The 16834-nt window shown below is 68.2% G+C and carries 13 protein-coding genes; 4 read left to right on the top strand and 9 right to left on the bottom strand.

Annotated elements, in window-relative coordinates; all coding sequences use genetic code 11:
* Positions 1-108: 108 nt before the first annotated feature.
* A complete protein-coding gene (locus tag MEBOL_RS43835) occupies positions 109-1695 on the top strand; it encodes a CotH kinase family protein (RefSeq protein ID WP_095980905.1) in 1587 nt (528 codons plus the stop codon).
* Here MEBOL_RS43835 and MEBOL_RS31480 read toward each other — a convergent pair whose 3' ends face one another.
* From MEBOL_RS31480 to MEBOL_RS31440, 9 genes are all read right to left on the bottom strand, one after another.
* A complete protein-coding gene (locus MEBOL_RS31480; protein ID WP_095980904.1) occupies positions 1696-2019 on the bottom strand; it encodes a Carotenogenesis protein CarS in 324 nt (107 codons plus the stop codon).
* Positions 2016-2675 (bottom strand): DUF1109 domain-containing protein, encoded by a 660-nt coding sequence (locus tag MEBOL_RS31475; RefSeq protein WP_095980903.1) that lies wholly within the window; start codon positions 2673-2675, stop codon positions 2016-2018. The genes MEBOL_RS31480 and MEBOL_RS31475 overlap by 4 nt, the downstream gene beginning before the upstream one ends.
* Complete coding sequence (locus MEBOL_RS31470) at positions 2675-3187, bottom strand: RNA polymerase sigma factor (RefSeq protein WP_425437570.1); 513 nt, start codon at positions 3185-3187, stop codon at positions 2675-2677. The genes MEBOL_RS31475 and MEBOL_RS31470 overlap by 1 nt, the downstream gene beginning before the upstream one ends.
* A gap of 96 nt (positions 3188-3283) precedes the next feature.
* Complete coding sequence (gene nadD / locus MEBOL_RS31465; protein WP_095980901.1) at positions 3284-3844, bottom strand: nicotinate (nicotinamide) nucleotide adenylyltransferase; 561 nt, start codon at positions 3842-3844, stop codon at positions 3284-3286.
* Entirely contained in the window at positions 3841-4524 is a 684-nt protein-coding gene (locus MEBOL_RS31460; RefSeq protein WP_095980900.1) for a hypothetical protein, read from the bottom strand. The genes nadD and MEBOL_RS31460 overlap by 4 nt, the downstream gene beginning before the upstream one ends.
* Positions 4521-5714, bottom strand: coding sequence for an exo-beta-N-acetylmuramidase NamZ family protein (locus MEBOL_RS31455; protein WP_095980899.1), 1194 nt, complete (start codon positions 5712-5714; stop codon positions 4521-4523). Before MEBOL_RS31455 ends, MEBOL_RS31460 begins: the two co-directional genes overlap by 4 nt.
* Positions 5715-5725: 11 nt before the next feature.
* On the bottom strand, positions 5726-6937 hold the full coding sequence (locus tag MEBOL_RS31450) for an adenylate/guanylate cyclase domain-containing protein (RefSeq protein ID WP_095980898.1): 1212 nt from the start codon (positions 6935-6937) through the stop codon (positions 5726-5728).
* A gap of 60 nt (positions 6938-6997) precedes the next feature.
* Positions 6998-7288, bottom strand: a complete 291-nt coding sequence (locus MEBOL_RS31445) for a hypothetical protein (protein WP_095980897.1) — start codon at positions 7286-7288, stop codon at positions 6998-7000.
* A 205-nt stretch (positions 7289-7493) separates the two neighbouring features.
* On the bottom strand, positions 7494-7826 hold the full coding sequence (locus tag MEBOL_RS31440; RefSeq protein ID WP_281256686.1) for a cation-transporting P-type ATPase: 333 nt from the start codon (positions 7824-7826) through the stop codon (positions 7494-7496).
* Positions 7827-8094: 268 nt separating this feature from the next.
* On the opposite strand from MEBOL_RS31440, the gene MEBOL_RS31435 reads away from it, so the two are divergent.
* The 3 genes from MEBOL_RS31435 to MEBOL_RS31425 all read left to right on the top strand — a co-directional run bounded on the left by MEBOL_RS31435 (position 8095) and on the right by MEBOL_RS31425 (position 16819).
* The gene (locus tag MEBOL_RS31435; RefSeq protein ID WP_095980895.1) at positions 8095-8328 is read left to right on the top strand and encodes a hypothetical protein; all 234 of its coding nucleotides are present in this window, start codon (positions 8095-8097) and stop codon (positions 8326-8328) included.
* A 327-nt stretch (positions 8329-8655) separates the two neighbouring features.
* Complete coding sequence (locus MEBOL_RS31430) at positions 8656-14967, top strand: ATP-binding protein (RefSeq protein WP_157823782.1); 6312 nt, start codon at positions 8656-8658, stop codon at positions 14965-14967.
* Positions 14957-16819 (top strand): hypothetical protein, encoded by a 1863-nt coding sequence (locus MEBOL_RS31425; RefSeq protein ID WP_095980893.1) that lies wholly within the window; start codon positions 14957-14959, stop codon positions 16817-16819. Before MEBOL_RS31430 ends, MEBOL_RS31425 begins: the two co-directional genes overlap by 11 nt.
* Positions 16820-16834 lie beyond the last annotated feature (15 nt).

Genomic DNA, 16834 nt, shown 5'->3' with positions numbered 1-16834 from the left:
GGCCCCAAGGGGCCGTCGAAAACATCTCGTCACGAATTCGTAAAGTTCAAGTCACGTGAAGGCTCCAGGGTGCCCACTCGCGGCACCACACTCCTGACGAAAGCCTCCATGACACGACATTTCTGGCCTGGCGCCCTCGCCACCCTCGCCCTCACCCTCACCTCCGCGTGTGGCACCTCGGTGGAGCGGCCCGAGGGCTGGTCCGAGGCATCCCACGGGAAGGACGCGACCCCCGCCTACGACGTCGTCTTCCCCCAGAACCAGGTCCTGCGCTTCGACCTCTCCCTCACCCCGGCCGACTGGCAGACGATGCAGGACGACATGACCGCCATGCTGGGCGAGTTCGGCGCGGGGGGTGGAATCGGTGGAGGCCCGGGAGGAGGTGGAGGGGGCGGGCCCGGCGGAGGGGGAATCCCCACGGAGCTCACGCAGCCCTGCGAGGGCAAGGCGGCCGGTGACGCCTGCACCGCCACCTTCATGGGCGGCACCTTCACCAGCACCTGCGGCGCCTTCATGAATGGCGCGCAGCTCGTGTGTCAGCCGCAGGGAGGACCGGGCGGCGGCGGTGGCGCACCAGGTGGGGGCGGCGGGGGAGATCTGTTGCCCAATACGCCCGTGTATGTCCCCGGCACGCTCGCGTTCGGAGGCAAGACGTGGCCCTACATCGGCGTGCGCATGAAGGGAAACTCCTCACTGTCGCAGACGTGGAGCTCGGGCGTGGGCAAGCTGCCGCTGCGCCTGCACTTCGACAAGTTCGAGGATGACCACCCGGAGACGCTGGATCAGCGCTTCTATGGCTTCAAGAAGCTGTCGCTCGGCAATGGCGCGGCCGACGCGTCCCTCATGCGCGACAAGGTCGCCTCGGACATCTTCCGCGAGTCCGGCGTGCCCGCCCCGCGCACCGCCTTCGTCGCCCTGTACGTGGACCACGGCGACGGCCCTCAATACTGGGGCCTCTACACGCTCGACGAGGATCCGGACAACGACTCGCTGCTCGACAGCCACTTCGGCAACCACAAGGGCGCGCTCTACGAGGCGGACGGCACGGGCGCGCGCTGGCAGGCCTTCGACGAGGAGTCCTTCGAGTTGCAGGCGAACGAGGAGCAGGGCTGGGCACCCGTGCAGGAGGCCATCGCCGCGCTCAACGCGGATCGCACCGACGCGGCGGCGTGGCGCGCGGGCCTCGAGGCGAAGCTGGACGTGCGGGGCTTCCTCCAGTGGCTCGCGGTGAACACCGTGTTGCAGAACTGGGACGCGTACGGCGCCATGGCGCACAACTACTTCCTCTACGCCGACCCCGACGACGGCAACCGCCTGCACTGGATCACCTGGGACCATGACCGCTCCATGGGAGAAGGCATGGGACAGGCCGCGTCCCTCAACCAGCAGAGCGCGGACGCGAGCTGGCCGCTCATCCGCTTCCTGATGGACGATCCCACCTACGCCGCCATCTACAGGCAGTACGCCCTGGACGCGGCCAATGGACTGGTGGCGCCCGCCGCGCTCCAGGCCCGGCTCCAGGCGGCGCATGATCTCATCGCGCCGTACGTGGTGGGCGAGACGCCCGAGCAGGCCGGCTACACCTTCCTGAGCACGCCCCAGGCCTTCGAGGACGCGTTCAGTGGCGCCAACGGCCTCATGAGCTTCGCGGCGAAGCGCCAGTCCGAGGTCCAGGCCGCCCTGAGCACCCCGTAGTCAGAGCGAGCAGTCCGTTCCCCGGAGTTCCTCCTCGGGCGACTCGGCGAGGGGACGCCACGCCCACTCCGGGGAGCGTTCGAGTTCCCGGGCGAAGAACAAGTCCTCGCCCAGGTCCTCGACGCGCACCTGGATGAGGGGATCTCCGGGGTACTGGGTGCTCGGCTCGTCGTACACGAGCCCCACCACCACGCCCCGGTGGCCCACGAAACGCGGATCCAGGGAGCCATCCAACGGCGAGCCGGAGATGCGCACCGGCTCGCCCATGCGCACGGGCGCGCCCTTCACGTCCTCGAGGAAGACCAGGCCAGTGTCGTGGTTCATGGGGCGAAGGACCGGGGTGGGAGGAAGCGGGAAGCCACGAGCGTCGCGACGGCGGCGAACGCCCAGGCTGGCAGGTGGTAGTGAAGGACGTGGGTGGGCCCCAGGGAACACGCGAGCTCGCCCAGGAAGGCGCCCACGGTCCCCACGGACACTCCGGCCAGCAGGGCCCTCGCGGGTTGGAAGGCGGCGCTCCGCAAGGCGGCGAGTGCCACCACCCCAGGCAGCAGCGCCACGCCCACATGACTGGCCGTGCAGACCCACTCCGGGAGCGTGGTGACGCCGTGGGCCGGGCCCCGGGTGAACACGAGCGCCGTGGCCCCCACCAGCGCCATGCCCAATGCTCCTTGCTGGAGCCCTCGCCCCCGGGGAGCGAGCGCGCCCCAGGCACAGACGGCGCTCGTGGTCCAGAGCAGCAGCAGCAGGGGCGCTCGGTCGAGCAGGACGGAGACGGACGTACGGTCCAGGGCGAGCAGCACCCCGGTCACCAGCAATGTCAGGAGCACCGGCGCGGCGACGACCCGCAGGGCCTCGGTGCGCCAGTTCCGTGCTTGGGGCATCCGCGCCAGTTCCGCGCGCGCCGCGGCCAGGGCCCTCGCCCGGGCGGTGTCTCCAGCCGGAACCTCCCGCGTGAGCAACGTATCGAGCGACGAGCCCATCAGACCTCCCCCACCCCTTCCAACAGGTGCCGCAGCTTCTCGTATCCCCGGTGGGCCCGGACGCGGGCCGCGCTCACACTGATGCCGCGCAACGCGGCGATCTCCTCGAAGGACCAGCCCTCGAGCTTGTGCAGGAGGATGGCCTCGCGCTGATCCGCGGACAGTTGCCGCAAGGCATCCTCCAGGCGCTTGCGCATGCCGGGGTCTCCCAGGGAGGGGTCCTCCGGAGGCAGCGGCACGGAGGCCTCGCGCGCGAACGCCTCGCGGTGCTGGCGGCGGCGCAGGGCGTCCCGGGCGGCATTGGCGGCGATCGTCATCAGCCAGGGAGAGAACCGCGTCCCCCGCTCGTACCGGCCCCGAGAGCGGACGACCGACAAGAACGTCGTCTGCAGCAAATCCTCCGCGAGCGGCCCGTCGTGCACCATCCGCGACAGGAAGCCCTGTACCCCCCCGGAGTGCCGGGTGAAGAGGGCCTCGAATGCCGTGTGGTCACCGTCGCAGAAGCGTTCCATGAGCTCTTCGTCCGTCGCGATCCCCATCCCCTGGCTCACGTACGGCCCAGCCCGAAAAACGTTTCCGCCCCCCGCCCGTCCGCCCAGCGAGCGGGCTTAGAGCCCGTAGAGATGATGCTCCCGGGCATGGACGAGGACCTTGCTGGGAACCAGGTCCGTGGGGGGATCGCCCCGGGCCAACCGCTCGCGGATGTCCGTGGAGGATACCTCGGCCAGGGGCGGCCCCACGGTGCCCTCGGCGGGGTAGCCCGCGCGGTAGAGCACCACCACCCGCACGAGCTTCTGGATGCGGTCGAAGTCCTTCCAGTGCGGCAAATCCTTGAGGATGTCCGAGCCGATGACGAGCGAGAAGCGGTGCTCCGGGTGCCGCGCCTGGAGGAATTCCAGCGTGTCCACCGTGCGCCCGTCCTTGCCCACCTCGCTCTCCACCCGGGACGTCTTCATCCAGCCCGAGGCGTCCTCGCACATCCGATCACACATCCGCACGCGGTGCTCGAAGGGAACGCTCGCCTTGCCAAAGGGGTGCCGGAAGGTGGGCATGAACCACACCTCGTCCACGTCCTGGGTGGCGCGCACGTAGTGGGCCGCCATCAGGTGCCCCACATGGGGAGGATTGAAGGAGCCGCCCAGGAGCGCGACCTTCACGAAGGCGCTCATTTCGCGGACACCTTCGTCTTCCGCTCCAGGGGCAACACCTGGGGCTCCAGCACGGCCTTCCCATCCAACCGCCAGGCGGAGAAGCGCAAGTCCCGGTCCACGCGCTCGAGCAACGCACACGTCTGCTCCGCGGCCCCCGCCAGCCGTCCCGGCGACAGGAAGAAGCGCGGGCCAATCTGCACCCGCTTCGGCTCGGACTCGCGGCCGTGGAAGAAGATCAACGCGTTGACCAGGTCATCGCGCTCCAGGTCGTTCTTGTCGTGCACGGCGCAGCACAGGGTGTCCCCCACCATGTCCAGTATCTTCCGGGGGATGGCGGGGTCGCGGTACTGGAGGCAGTCCCGCTCGGGGGCGCGCAGGAAGCTCTCGCGCACGAGCAACGGATCCTCCTCGGGCGTCTTGACGGCGGGAAAGCCGCCGGACAGCGCGCGGGGACGCGGCTTCTGGTCGGCCACGGACAGCCAGCGCGACACGTCCTGGATGAAGTCCGCGCCCGAGTACTCGCGCCCTCCCCGGCTGCGCTCGCGCCGATCGAGAATCCACTCGTCCAGATCGGAGTAGCGGCCTCCCAGGAAGAGGAAGCGATGGGCGCCCTTGGCGCGCAGCAGTTCATAGGCCGCATCGAAGGCGGCCAGGTCCCCATGGCTGTCGGAGAGAATCCCGATGACGTCTTGGCTCACGGGCCGTGAGCGTACAGCAGGTGGCGCTCCCGGCGCCGGGTGAAGTCCCGGGACTGCTCCTCGAAGCCTTCCAGCAAACGATCCAGGGGCCAGCCCGCCTCGATTCCCCGGCGGACCTGGTCCGTACCGCACAGCAGATCGAAGGCGGGCACGTCGTCCACGAACTCGTAGGCGTCCTCGCGCCAGGAGAAGCCCCGGCCCTGCCCCAGCTCGTACAGGGCCTGGAAGATGGCGATCCCCGTGCGCAGCGGCAGGAAGGCGCTCCGGTCCGTGACGTGGATGAAGGCGCCACTGCACGACTCGCCCCGGTACTTGTCGAAGGTAGGGGTGAATCCCACCGCCCGGAAGCGCACCCCGGGCAGGGCCTCGCGCTCCAGGCGGGCGATGAGCGCGTCCGAGTCCACCCACGGCGCGCCGAACTGCTCGAAGGGGCGGCAGGTGCCCCGGCCCTCGGAGACGTTGGTGCCCTCGCCCTGGCACATGCCCGGGTAGACGAGCGCCGTGTCCGCGGTGGGCATGTTGGGCGAGGGTGGCAGGAAGGGCAGCCCCGTGTCGCTCCAGAAGTGCTCGCGCCGCCAGCCCTCCATGGGCACCACCGTCAGCTCGCAGCCAAAGCCCTGCTCGTCATTGAAGAGCCGGGCCAGCTCCCCCGCCGTCATGCCGTGGCGGTTGGGAAGGGGGTACAGGCCCACGAAGGAGCGGTAGCGCTCGCCCACGAGGTTGCCCTCGACGGTGACGCCGTTGAGGGGGTTGGGCCGGTCCAGCACGTAGAAGGGCACCTTCGCCTTCGCCGCGGCCTTCATGGCCAGGGCCATGGTGTAGACGTAGGTGTAGTAGCGGCTGCCCACGTCTTGAATGTCGAAGACGAGCGCGTCCAGGCCCTCGAGCCACTCGGGACGCGGCGAGAGCGATTCGAAGGTGGAGCCGTAGAGGCTGAACACGGGCACGCCCGTGCGCCGGTCGCGCGCGTCGTCCACGGCGACCATGTACTGGGCCTCGCCGCGAATGCCGTGCTCGGGGCCGAAGAGCGCCGCCAGTTCCACCCCGGGCGCGCGCACCAGCAGGTCCGCCAGGTGGCGGAAGCCCGAGTCCACGCTCGTCGGGTTGACGATGGCGCCCACCCGCTTGCCCCGGAGAGGCGCGAAGCCCTGCTCCACCCACACATCCAATCCCGTCTTCACCCGTGTCATCGCGTGTCCTCTCACCGGCCGAGCCGCTTCAACGCCTTGTCCGCCGCATCGCGCGAGTCGCATCCAAAGAGACCCCGGCGCTCGCCCGGACCGCCCTCCTTCGCGAGCGACTCCAAGGCACCCCGCGCCGAGCTCACCTTGAGCGCCCCCAGCGCCTCCGCGGCGTCGACGCGCACGGAGCAGTCCTTGTGCGCGAGCAGCCCGGTGAGCCGTTCCGAGGCATCCTCCTGGCCGGCCTTCACCGCGGCGGAGTAGTGCCGCACCGCGTCCCGGGGTTTGTCCAGGGCCTCGTCGAGCCGGCCGAGCAACCCCTCGCGCTCGCCCGGCGACGCCTCGCCCTCCGCGATGAGCTTGCGAGCCTTCTCCGCCAGCGCGGCCTTCTCCTTGGGAGAGGGGGCCTCGGCCACCTCGGAGATGGCGGCCTCCGCGGGCGAGCGGCCCAGGGCGACGATTCCCACCCCCACCAGCAACAACGCCAGCGCGCCCCCCACGAGGGCCAGGGTCCTGGGCGACAAATCGAGCCGCCGCCGGGACTTCACCGCGAGGATCGCCGTGCGGGTGCCACGCGCCAGGCGCTCGCCCACCGGGGTCACCGGCGCCAGGGCCGACTCGGGCACGCGCGAGAGGGCGAGGTTGCCGAAGGGCGGCTGTTCGAGGGAGAGCGCGGGCTCGGGAGGCGGCTCCTCCGGGGCGGGCGTCCCCACCCGGTAGGGCGCCCGGGGCACGCGGAAGACGCGGATCTTCCCGGGGATGCCCTTGAGCTCGAAGGCGCCCACCTCGCGCGAGGGCACCTCCGCCTTGTTCATGGCGAGGTAGACGGCCTCGGTGAAGAAGACCTCACCCGCATCGGTGATGGACTCCACGCGGGCGGCGATGTTGACGGGCTCGCCGAAGACGTCCTGGGCCTCCAGCCGCACCTCGCCCACGTTGATGGCCACGCGCACATCGAGCCGCTCGGCCTCGGGGGCGCTCCGGTTGTAGCTCCAGAGCCTGTCCTGGATGGCCATGCCACTGAGCACGGCCTGGGTGGGCGATTCGAAGGTGACGAGGAACGCGTCCCCAATGGATTTGACGATGCGCCCGCCGAAGGCCTTGAAGACGGGCACCAGCAGATCGCTGTGGGTCCGCAGCAGACGCTGGTTCTCCTCCAGGGTCTGCCGGCTGGTGCGCTCGGAGAAACCCTGGATGTCGGTGAACACGATGGCGAGGTTGGCGGTCTTCAAGGCGGGCGCAGTGTATGCAGTGACACGATCCACGCAATGAGCCAGAAGCCCGCCGCCCTCCTAGCGGCGGGACGGCTGCAAGGGGCGCATCTTCTTGGGGGGATCAGGTGGCCTGGATTGGGCGCGCACCTGGGCCGCCAGCCGGGAGCGGCCCGTGCGCTCGTACAGCCCGGCCAGTTGGTTGAGCACCAGGAGGTTGCCCGGTTGTTCGTTCTTGAGCAGGAGCAATTCCCGCTCGGCATCCACCACCCGCCCCTGCTCCTCGATGACGCGGGCGAGTTGCAGGCGCACCTGGACCCACTCGGGGCGGGCCCTGGCGAGCAACCGGTAGTGCATCTCCGCCTTGAGCATAGGTAAGGATGGAAGGCATATTGGGGGCTGGAGCGCAGGGGCCGAAGAGGGCCGCTGACGGGGCCTCCCGAGCAATGCGCCCGGCCGGTCGACAGGCCACGCAGCCTCCCTTGGGATACACGCCTGCCCAGGCCGCGCTCCCGTCAGGTGCGTAGTAGGGGCCAGGGCCCCCCTAGGTCATCTGGAGCCTCAATACCACGCGGCCTTATGTGGCGCTCGCGCCGGGACCATGCGCGCACATGCAATGGGCAAGCCCAGGTGCTCCACAATCGCCCACTCCCCTCGTGCGCCCCCCACCACCGCGAGCAACTATGAGACTGTCGGTCACCTTGCCCAGCGCGATGGTCAGACTGGCCGCCGCGAGCAGTCCCCAGATGAAGGGGTTGTTCACCTGGCGCCACAGCAGCTTAAGCGGGCCCTCATCGGAGACGCGCTGGAGCACATTGGGGCCATGGCGTTCGAGCCGGACGCGGGCCTCGCTCTCGGAGAGACCGTCGTGCAAGCTGCCCACGGAGTCGAATACCGCATCGGGCGGCAGCGCATGCCAGGACCGATGCTCAGGCGGAGAAACCGTCGGAGAATCAACCGAAGGATTCAGGGGGACACCAGGCGCACCACCGAGGACACATGAGGGAAGGTTCCGACCCGTCGGGCGGATCGGTCATCATGTCCGAAGGTCTCGCCTGCCCGTCCTCCTGGAGCCCAGAAAGGGCATCGAGCAAGGGCCCTCCCCAGATCCTGTCAGAAGTCCTCATCCAACGACGTCCTGAGGCTGTTCGCCCCCTCCATCCTGGAGCCTCTACACAATGTCGAAAGACGCCGCGAAGAAGCAGCCAGGCCAATACACGGCCCTGGCCCAGTTGCTCACCGACATGTTTGAGCCCGAGCCCCTCCCCAAGTTCACGCTGCTTGAGACGGGTCGGGTTCTGGATGCATGCGAGCGGGGAGAGGATCCTGTTCCGGACTTCATCGTTCGGACCCTCCAGTTCGCCCTGGAACAGTCGCAGCAGCCAACCAGAAAGCGTCTGGGCGCGGGGTAGGCCCCACGCCAGACAGGTTGATGCGCACCACGCACCGAGCAGGCAAGCGAGAATCCTTGGCCGAAGCCAGCCGTCCTGATTCGCGCAGCTGTCAGACCCATGGGGTGGCCCACGTACTCCCCTACCGTTTGGAGCAAGACTCCAGGTTCGCTGATAGTGTGCTTGCAGAACAACTTGGACGGCTGAATGAGTGAGACGAAACAGGAATTGGAAGCAAACCCGAGGATACCTCCGTCACCCGCCAGCGCATCAGCGGTTCCTGGTGCCGGAAACCTGCTGTTCTCGGACCACGCCCCGCTGAAGGCAGATGGACCTCTGCCTCCCGCCGTGGGCATCAACCTGATCCGACACGTCTACGAGAAGTTCGACCTCTCCAAGCTGCTTGAACTCCAAGAAGCTCCGGAAGGAAAGCCCTCCGCCTCTCACGCGCCGTTGTTGACATTGCGGTCGCAACTCGATCATCCCGGGTTCCGCAAGAAGCTGAGCGAGACAACACTCCTGGGTGACCATGGCCGCAAGCAAGTATGCGGCTTCGAGTTGTGCCTCTACTTCCACCTGAGTCAGGAGGCACGCGGCGTCCACACCCACACCATCAAACCGGCTGAGAGCATCAGGAACTACGTCCCCGTGCTGGACCCGGCCACGTTCGAGAAGAACGTCAGGAAGCGATGGAAGAAGCTCGCCCCCGCGAGCATCCTCCCCGCCCAGTCCCCCGAGATGCAGTTGGCGCTGTTCGTGCTGGCCTTCGGACTTCTGCAGCCAAACGACGCGCCCGCGCTGATCCGTCCTCTGCTGTCACTCGGACCCCAGTTCAACGAGTTCTTCAAAGTCCGGACCTCGCCGCACAGCACCACGCCCGCCGCTCCAGCGCCTGGGCAGCGCGCTCCCCTGCTCGTGCACTTCCCCCCGCTGGCCGAAATGGCGAAGCCCGCAGCGCAGGAGAAGAAGGTCCCCCCTCCGTCCCTCACGAGCCAGCCACCTCCTCGATCGGGGCCACAACAGGGCGCCACCGCTCACGCCGAACCGACTCTGCCCAGGGCCCAGGCCACCGCGCCCACCACCCTGAGCCCCATTGATGTCGGGGTGCTCGCCCTGCCCACCAAGACGCTCGAGGAACGGGTCACCGCCTTCGAGCACAAGCGCAAGGAGTTGCAGCATCGCATCAAGGATGCCGCCATCCCGTGCACGCCCGAGGCCGCGACCATGCTGTCCCGCCTTCAGGACAGCCTCACGTCCTGCGGCAATGCACTCGCCCAGGTGCAGCCGTCGCTGGATGCGGCGGTGGCCGGTTGGAGGGGGCTGCGCAAACACCTCGCCCAACTGGACCCCACGCTCCCCTCGGAGCCGGTGCTTCCGACGGACTTCCTCGGCCTCCGGGACCTTCTTGCCTCGGAGGTGCCCTCGCTCCAGACCCGCATCGAGGAGCACTGGCGCTGCCATGACCAGCTTGGGCAGAGGCTCCAGCAGGCCACCATGAAGCTGGACGGCTCTATGCTGGGAAGTGATGGAGCCCTGGTTTCCGAGGCCCTCCAGGTCGCCCGAGAAGCACTGGCGACCCACCGGCTTGAGGAGGCAGCCCACGGCATGGACCTCTTCTCCACGCGCCTCGACGAGGCCGTCAAGCGCCTCACGGCGGCACGCCAGCGGCTGACGGAGGCTCGCGGACGGGCGGAGCAGGCCAGGAAAGACGCGGCGGACGCCGGGCTCCTCGACATCGCTCCTCTTGATGCGATTGAGGTGACCACTGCGGCGGAACACGAAGACCAAGCCCAGCGCCTGGAGCGCTGGTCGGTGGATCTCGAGGGCCGACTCAAGGCGAAGCGCCGCGAGGAGACAGCCCCCAAGACCGAGAGTACTGCCCTTGGCGAGGAGCCCACGCTCATCCGCCCGACCCTGGAGGAAGACGAGATCCTCCGGAAGGCTTCGCGGGGACAGAAGACCGACGTGTGGGAGGCACTCGGCACCCCGGACGCGGTGCCTCCGCTGCACTACCTTGAGCGCCTGTACCTCTTCGCCACGAGCGTGGCCGAAGCCGACAAGATCTTCGACGTCATTCCCATGGAAGGAGGGGATGCAAACGCCCGGTCGGGCCGTGCCGCCGTCGCCGGATGGCTTTGGACGCACACCCGGAAGGGCGTCGAGCTGAGCGGGCTTCAGCTCGCCGCCGCTGCTCGCCTGTGCCAGGCCCTGGTCGAGGAGCGGGAAGTCCCCGCGGCCTTCGTCCTCGCCAACTGCCTCGGCGTCACCTCCGTCATGGGCTCCATTCTGGATGCGCTTTACCTGGAAGCGGCCAGCCGGGGCGCCGCGGCTCGCGCCCGGTTGCTGGCGTTCGTCCCTCGCTGGGAGCCGTCCGGACAGCCCCTGCCCACGACGCCCCGCGCATGGCTGGCGGCGCTCGCGATGGTCGAGGCGGCGCTCGCGGCGCCTGGCGACCTGGAACTCACGAGCCGGGCGACGGCGCTCATCCACGCGCTGCCCGGAAACCCTCCGGATCTCGCGGCGCTGCTGACCGAGGCACTTACGCACAAGCAGCTCCCCGGCGCAGTCCCCAAGCGCCACTCCGGGGATCTCGCCGAGAAGCTGCGTGCCGAGTTCACCGAGACGCAGAGGCTCCAGGATCGCTGGAGCAACCACTTCCTGCGCGAACATGAGGACACGGTCATCGAGCAGGTGCGCTCGCTCCTGGAGGCCATCTCCCAGGCGCGGACACCCGCGGCGCTGGAGGTGTTGGAGTTCCCGGACATGCGGGAGAAGAAGCTGCGGGCCGCGGTCAGACGGGAACAGGCACGAGGCAAGGAAGATCCCACGGCGGATGGGAGCCGGTTCAAGAAGTTCACCGACCAGCTCACCCATTACGTGCAGAAGCTACAGGAGGTGAAGACGGCGAAACTGGCGGAGCTCACAGCTCCCTCCCGGGACAACGGCGCGCGCGAGCGACTGCTGCAGCACCTGCCGATGCTGTTGCCCCACACGACGTTGGTGGCTCGCTGCCTCCTGGCCGGACTGGCGGCAGCACCTGGACCGGATAACCCGGTCCCCGGGAAGATGGACGGCGATCCGCAGTGGGAGCCTGAGTGGTTCACCCGGCCCGGACTGCTGCGAGGACTCGAGGTCCCACGGGCCCAGACGCGAGCCCAGCGGCTGCTCCTCGCCCGCCACCTGCTGGAGCGAATCGTCGAGGCCTGCGTGGACGAGAAGGAGCAACGCATCATCGAGGCCTACTTCGCGGCGCGCCGGGGGGACCTGCGAGCGTGCACGCAGCCGCTGAACGGCATGGAGCAGCCCTTCGTCCGCGCGCTGGCGGTGTTCAATCAGCAGCGGCGGCTGAATGAGCTGGGGACCCTCGTCACGCTCGCCAACGAACTGCTGGAGCAGGCCACCGCCGAGGAGTACGACGCCGCACCGGTCGCCCAGCTCGTGGACGACTTGAGGCGACGCCTCCACGAGAAGGAGCCAGGAGACATCGACCTCGAGGAGGCGATGCGCCTGCTGTCCGAGGCGAAGGTCGGCGTGAACAACCGGGCCGAGCAGAACCTCAACGCCGCGCACAAGCTCCATACCCAGATCGTGGCGCTAGAGGGCGAAGGACGGCTGCAATCCCCGCAGGCGCGGCGGTGCCTCATGGTGGGCAAGGCCGCCCTGGCGGACAAACGCTTCGTCGTGGCGCTCGAGGCCTTCCGGCTGGTGATCGATCACGACGCGGCGCCAGAGGACGCTCAGGGCAAGAGCGCCATCAAGTCGTTCCTGGACAAGGCGGGCCACTTCGCGGAGGTCGGAGAAGAAGGCCCCACGGAACGCAGCTCCACGCTCCAGCAGCTGCTCACTCGGCTGGAGCAGGACATGCTCCAGCGGCGCCAGGACTGCTTCGATGTCACCGCCGTCGAGCCCCTGCTCGCCGAGGCGCGATTGCTCGAGGCCACGGAGTTGGAGGCCCTGGCCTCTACCCTGGAACAAGCGAAGGAGCGACTCGCCCAGGCGCCGCTCAGCGACGAACCCCCCGGGCTCGCGGCGCTGCTCCAGCCCCCCGAGACCCCTCGCATCCAGGAGCCCGGGCGCTTCGCGGCGCTCCAGCGGGAGTACACGAGCTGTGGCGCGGATCGCACGGGGGTGGCACGCCGCCTCGAGATTCTCGCGGAGATTTCTGTCCCCCGTGGCCTCCAGCGCACCGCCTTCCTGGCGGAGCTCGCACGGGTCCGCGCCCTCGCCTACGCCTACGCGGGTGACGGCGACGCGGCCCGACAGTGCTGCGAGGTGCTCTTCTTCCTCCAGCGTCGCTGGGGGAGTGAGTGGGCGCAAAAGAAGGTGGGGGCTCTGCGACCGCCAGAGGACCCGTTGAACGCGGTGGTGCTGCTGGTGAGCACCCACCTCATCGTCCGTATCCCGGAGGAGCACCGCGGAGTCGCCGCCGAGTGGCTGGCCAAGACCCTGGGCAGCGGCCCCACGACACCGGAGCACATGAAGGCGGCCCTGGCGGCTGACACCGCGCGAGATCACTTGGCTCGCCTCCTGAACGTCTGCTGGATGCTCCCGGCAGACGACAGCGAGCCCCTGATGGTGGCCAGCTTGCGCCGCATGACCCTGTGGGAGGAGAACGCCGGGTGGCTCGCGGAGAGCCTGGCGGGGTTGCTACGCACCGAGGCCGACGTCAACGCCCGCCGGCAGCTCGGCTACCTGCTCACGAACCACATCGCGAAGGACCACGAGTGGACACTGAATGTGCTGGATCACTTGGCACGCTCGGGGCGCAGCGACGAGGTGATGCCACTCGGCGAGCAACAGACCTGGAATCTCATCCGGCGCAACCTAGCCACGTTCGGTCGCTCCATCGGAGCGCAGCGCGCCGCCCAGCGCGATCAGCTCCTGCGGCTGCTCCTGGTCGCCCAGCGGAACAACCACGGCAAGTCCTTCGTGGCCACCCTCCATGGCATCCAGCAGGCGCTCGTGGAGATGAATGTCCCCAGCGATCCTCCCGAGCTCCACGTCTACCTGGAGGAGACGCACGCGACCGTGGACGGCACGGCGGTGGACTTCGTGCTGGCCCTGGAGAACCGCGGCAGCGACATCATCCATGAGATGCGGATCGTCTCGCAGTCGCAGAGCCAGATCATCGTGGGAGAGGACGAGCCGTTGGTGCTCGACGAGCTGCTCAACCCGCGGCAGATCAACATCAGCCAGATCAAGGGGCGGCTCCGCTCGGCGGACGAGAACAGCACCACGGCCCTGGGCCTGCGGATCACCTACCGCGGCCATGATGACCGGGCCTACGAGAAGCTGCTGAACGTCATCATCCCGAAGCGCTCCAAGGCAGCCATTCCGGTCCTCGAGCGCCGGACCCTCAAGCAGCTCTTCAGCGAGTCCGGAAACGAGGTCAGCAAGGTCGGCCGGAACTTCTTCGGCCGCGAGCGCGAGCTGGACGAACTCCAGTTCCGCCTGCTGGATCAGGAACTGCCCGAGGGGCTGGTGCTTCGGGGGATGCGCCGCATCGGCAAGACCTCGCTGGCCCGCGTCTTCCTGGAGCAGGCCAGAGCTCAGGGGGCCGTCACCGCCTTCGTCGACTTCAAGCAGTACAGCGGTCAGGGTGACAACCAGCAGCTCTCCCTGGCTCCCTGGCGGATGTGTTCCTTCCTCGCCACCCGAATCCTGGAGGGTAGCGTGGAGGACAAGCCGCTGTACATGCTCCTCGGGTACAAGGGCTTTCAGTGGAAGGAGCAGATCCACAAGGAGTTCAGTGACTCCCGGTTCCCGTCAGACCTGCTCCGGGGAATGCTTGAGGAGGTCGCCCGACAGATCGACCCTAATCCGATGATCGTGGTGGTGGACGAACTCGACTACCTCGTCAACTACTGGGAGAAGGCGGAGTCGCGGCAGTACGTCTACGACTTTTTCAACATGATGCGCTCGCTGCTGTCTCCGGGAGGCGGACCACTGCGCTCCTTCCGGTGGCTGCTGTCCGGCTCCGACCGCTGCGCCTCCATGTTCGGGGACTACCAGAACCCGCTCCTCGGCAGCATCACCCAGCTCTCGGTGCACAGCATGACTCGCGAGGAGTGCACCAAGCTCCTCACCGCCCCCTTCTGGACGCTGGCCGGCCGGCCCATCACCATCACCCAGGCCGCGCTGCGCGAGGTGTATGAGGTCACCGGCGGCTTCCCCTTCTTCGTGCAGCTGCTGGGGAGCCGGCTGTGCAACGTACTGCTGGAGCGCCCCTCCGACCTCGTCAGCCGCTGGCACGTGCGCGAGGCCGTACGGCGCAGCCTGCCCTCGGACGGGGTCGCCGAGGCGGCCGCGCCCTACGACAAGGTACTCGAGCCCATCAAGGACCACCCGGACCACCCGCTGCTGGAGTACCTCCTCTCGCTCATCGCGCGGCGCACCACCGACGAGGAGCCTCGCGTCCGCTTCGAGGACGTGCTGCAGCTCTCGGAGGAGCAGGTGGGCACCCGGCTGTCCCGCTCACGGGTGATGGGTCTGTGCAAGCTGCTCGACACGTACAAAATGATCGTCATCGAGGACGAGAACGGGCGGCTGTACTACCGCATCCGCTTCCCGCTCGTGCGGCGACTGGTCCAGACGAAGTACGACTATTCCCCGGCCGTGACGAAGGAACTCGCCCTGCGGCACCTGAACCATGTCTCCTGAGAAACTGCCCCAGCTCCTCTCCCAGGAGAACCGGACAGCGGCTTCGGACCTGGGCATCAAAGTCGCCGCCGAGGAGGCCGGCGGCGCGGTGCTCTACGGGTGTCCCCTGAGCGGCCGCTTCGAACTCGCCCAGCACGCCGCCGCGGAACTCCAGGTGGAGCGGGAGCACTGGGTCATGATCGACGTGTCCACGTCGCCACGCCAACCGGAGGACTTCTTCCACTTCCTGGGCAACCGCATCCTTGAGCGCGTGAAGAAGGTGGCGCCATTGGAGGTGGTGGAGCGGCTGCAGGGCATCGCCCGCCAGTCGGCGCTCTTCCTCCGCCAGGAGGCCCTGCGCGACGCGCTCCGGGAGCTGCGTCCCCTGGCCCAGTTGGTGCTGTTCTTCAAGAACCTGGATGCGGTCGAGACCACGCACAAGGAACTCGACATCTGCTTCGAGGCGCTGCGGGACATCCTGCTGGAGGCAGGGGTGTACTGCTTCGTCACCAGCTACAAGGATCTCCGCAAGTCGCTCGTCGGCGTTTCGCACTTCGCGAACAATTTCACTACGCTCCAGCCCCATCCCGTCACCCTCGACGACGTCGCGTCCGCATGGCGCGACACCTCGGTGCTTGCGTCGGACGAGGCCGCCAACCTCGTGGTCCGGGAGTACGGCTTCGCCGAATACCGGGTCCAGAAGGGCCTTCGGCTGCTGGAGACGCTGGTCAATCGCCAGCGGGATGACCTAGCGAATCAGCTGAAGCACAGCGCCTGCGCCGACCTCGCGCGGGAGGCGCAGAAGTTCTGGGAGCGGTTGGACACGCACAGCCAGCAGGTGCTGCAGCGGTCCTTGATGGGCCTGGACAACCCGCCAGAGCACGTGAGCCTCATCCTGCGTCATGACTGGGCCCGCTACAGCCTCCGTCCGTACTCCAACTCCAAGGAGCGGGTCGAAATCTTCGACTCGCCCCTGCGAGTCTATGTGGAAGGTGAACTCATCAGGCAGATGGCGATCAAAGCCGCCAATTCCTCCGAGCTGCGGTTCGACCGTGTGGTGAGGCTCATCCGGGAAGGAAACCCAGCGGTCGCCCTGGAGCTCCTGCGGGCCGTGGAGGGGGGGGATGTCCTGGGAGAGCGAAAGCGCCAGTCCGTGAACCGCCTCAAGGGGGTGGCGCAGGCGCTCGAAGGGGCCATCAACGCGGACTACGCACAGGCCATCGCCGGGCTCGAGTCGCTCGGTGACGGGCTGGACGACGAGGCGCGTGCCCTCGTGGAGTTCTGGAAGAGGGTGGTGCGGATCGAGGATCTTCCGAAGTTCTATGACAGGGAGAGCAAGGGACTCATCCTGGACCGACTCGCGCTCGAGTTCGCGCGCGCACGGCGGCGTGAACGCCTCCAGCGGTGGGCGGATGCATTCAAGGACTTCATGGTGGTGATCGAGTCGGCCACGCAGGCCCAGCTCACGAAGCGGGGCTGGCGGAAGGGTCAGCCTCTTCCCCAGGACGCTCGACCCGCCGATGCACTCTCCCAGTATCAGGAGGACGCCCGCCGCTGTGGGCGGGACCGAGACAAGCTCCCCACCGCCCTGCCCGACGAGCTGCATGGAGGACTGGAGATGATCTTCGCCTGCCGTGCCCTGGATCTGTCGGGAATGCGCACCCTGCGCATGGGCGACCTGAACAACGTCTTCACCCTCCGCACACGCGTCAACCATGCTCCCGCGATCGTGGACCAGCAGAACGTGGTTCACGCGCGGGAGCTGGCCGCGCAGGTGCTGGAACTCACTGCCAGAGGCTGGGGACTCTCCGTGAAGGATGGGGACCGGTTCCTCTGGCCGGACCGGTTGGTCGCCGCGCAGTTGCTGCCGTGAACCCTGGATATTCGA

Origin of the sequence: Melittangium boletus DSM 14713 (assembly GCF_002305855.1) — a bacterium.
In the GTDB taxonomy this organism is placed as follows: domain Bacteria; phylum Myxococcota; class Myxococcia; order Myxococcales; family Myxococcaceae; genus Cystobacter; species Cystobacter boletus.
The sequence above is the reverse complement of the archived record's forward strand: the minus strand, read 5'-3'. Positions and strand labels throughout refer to the sequence as shown.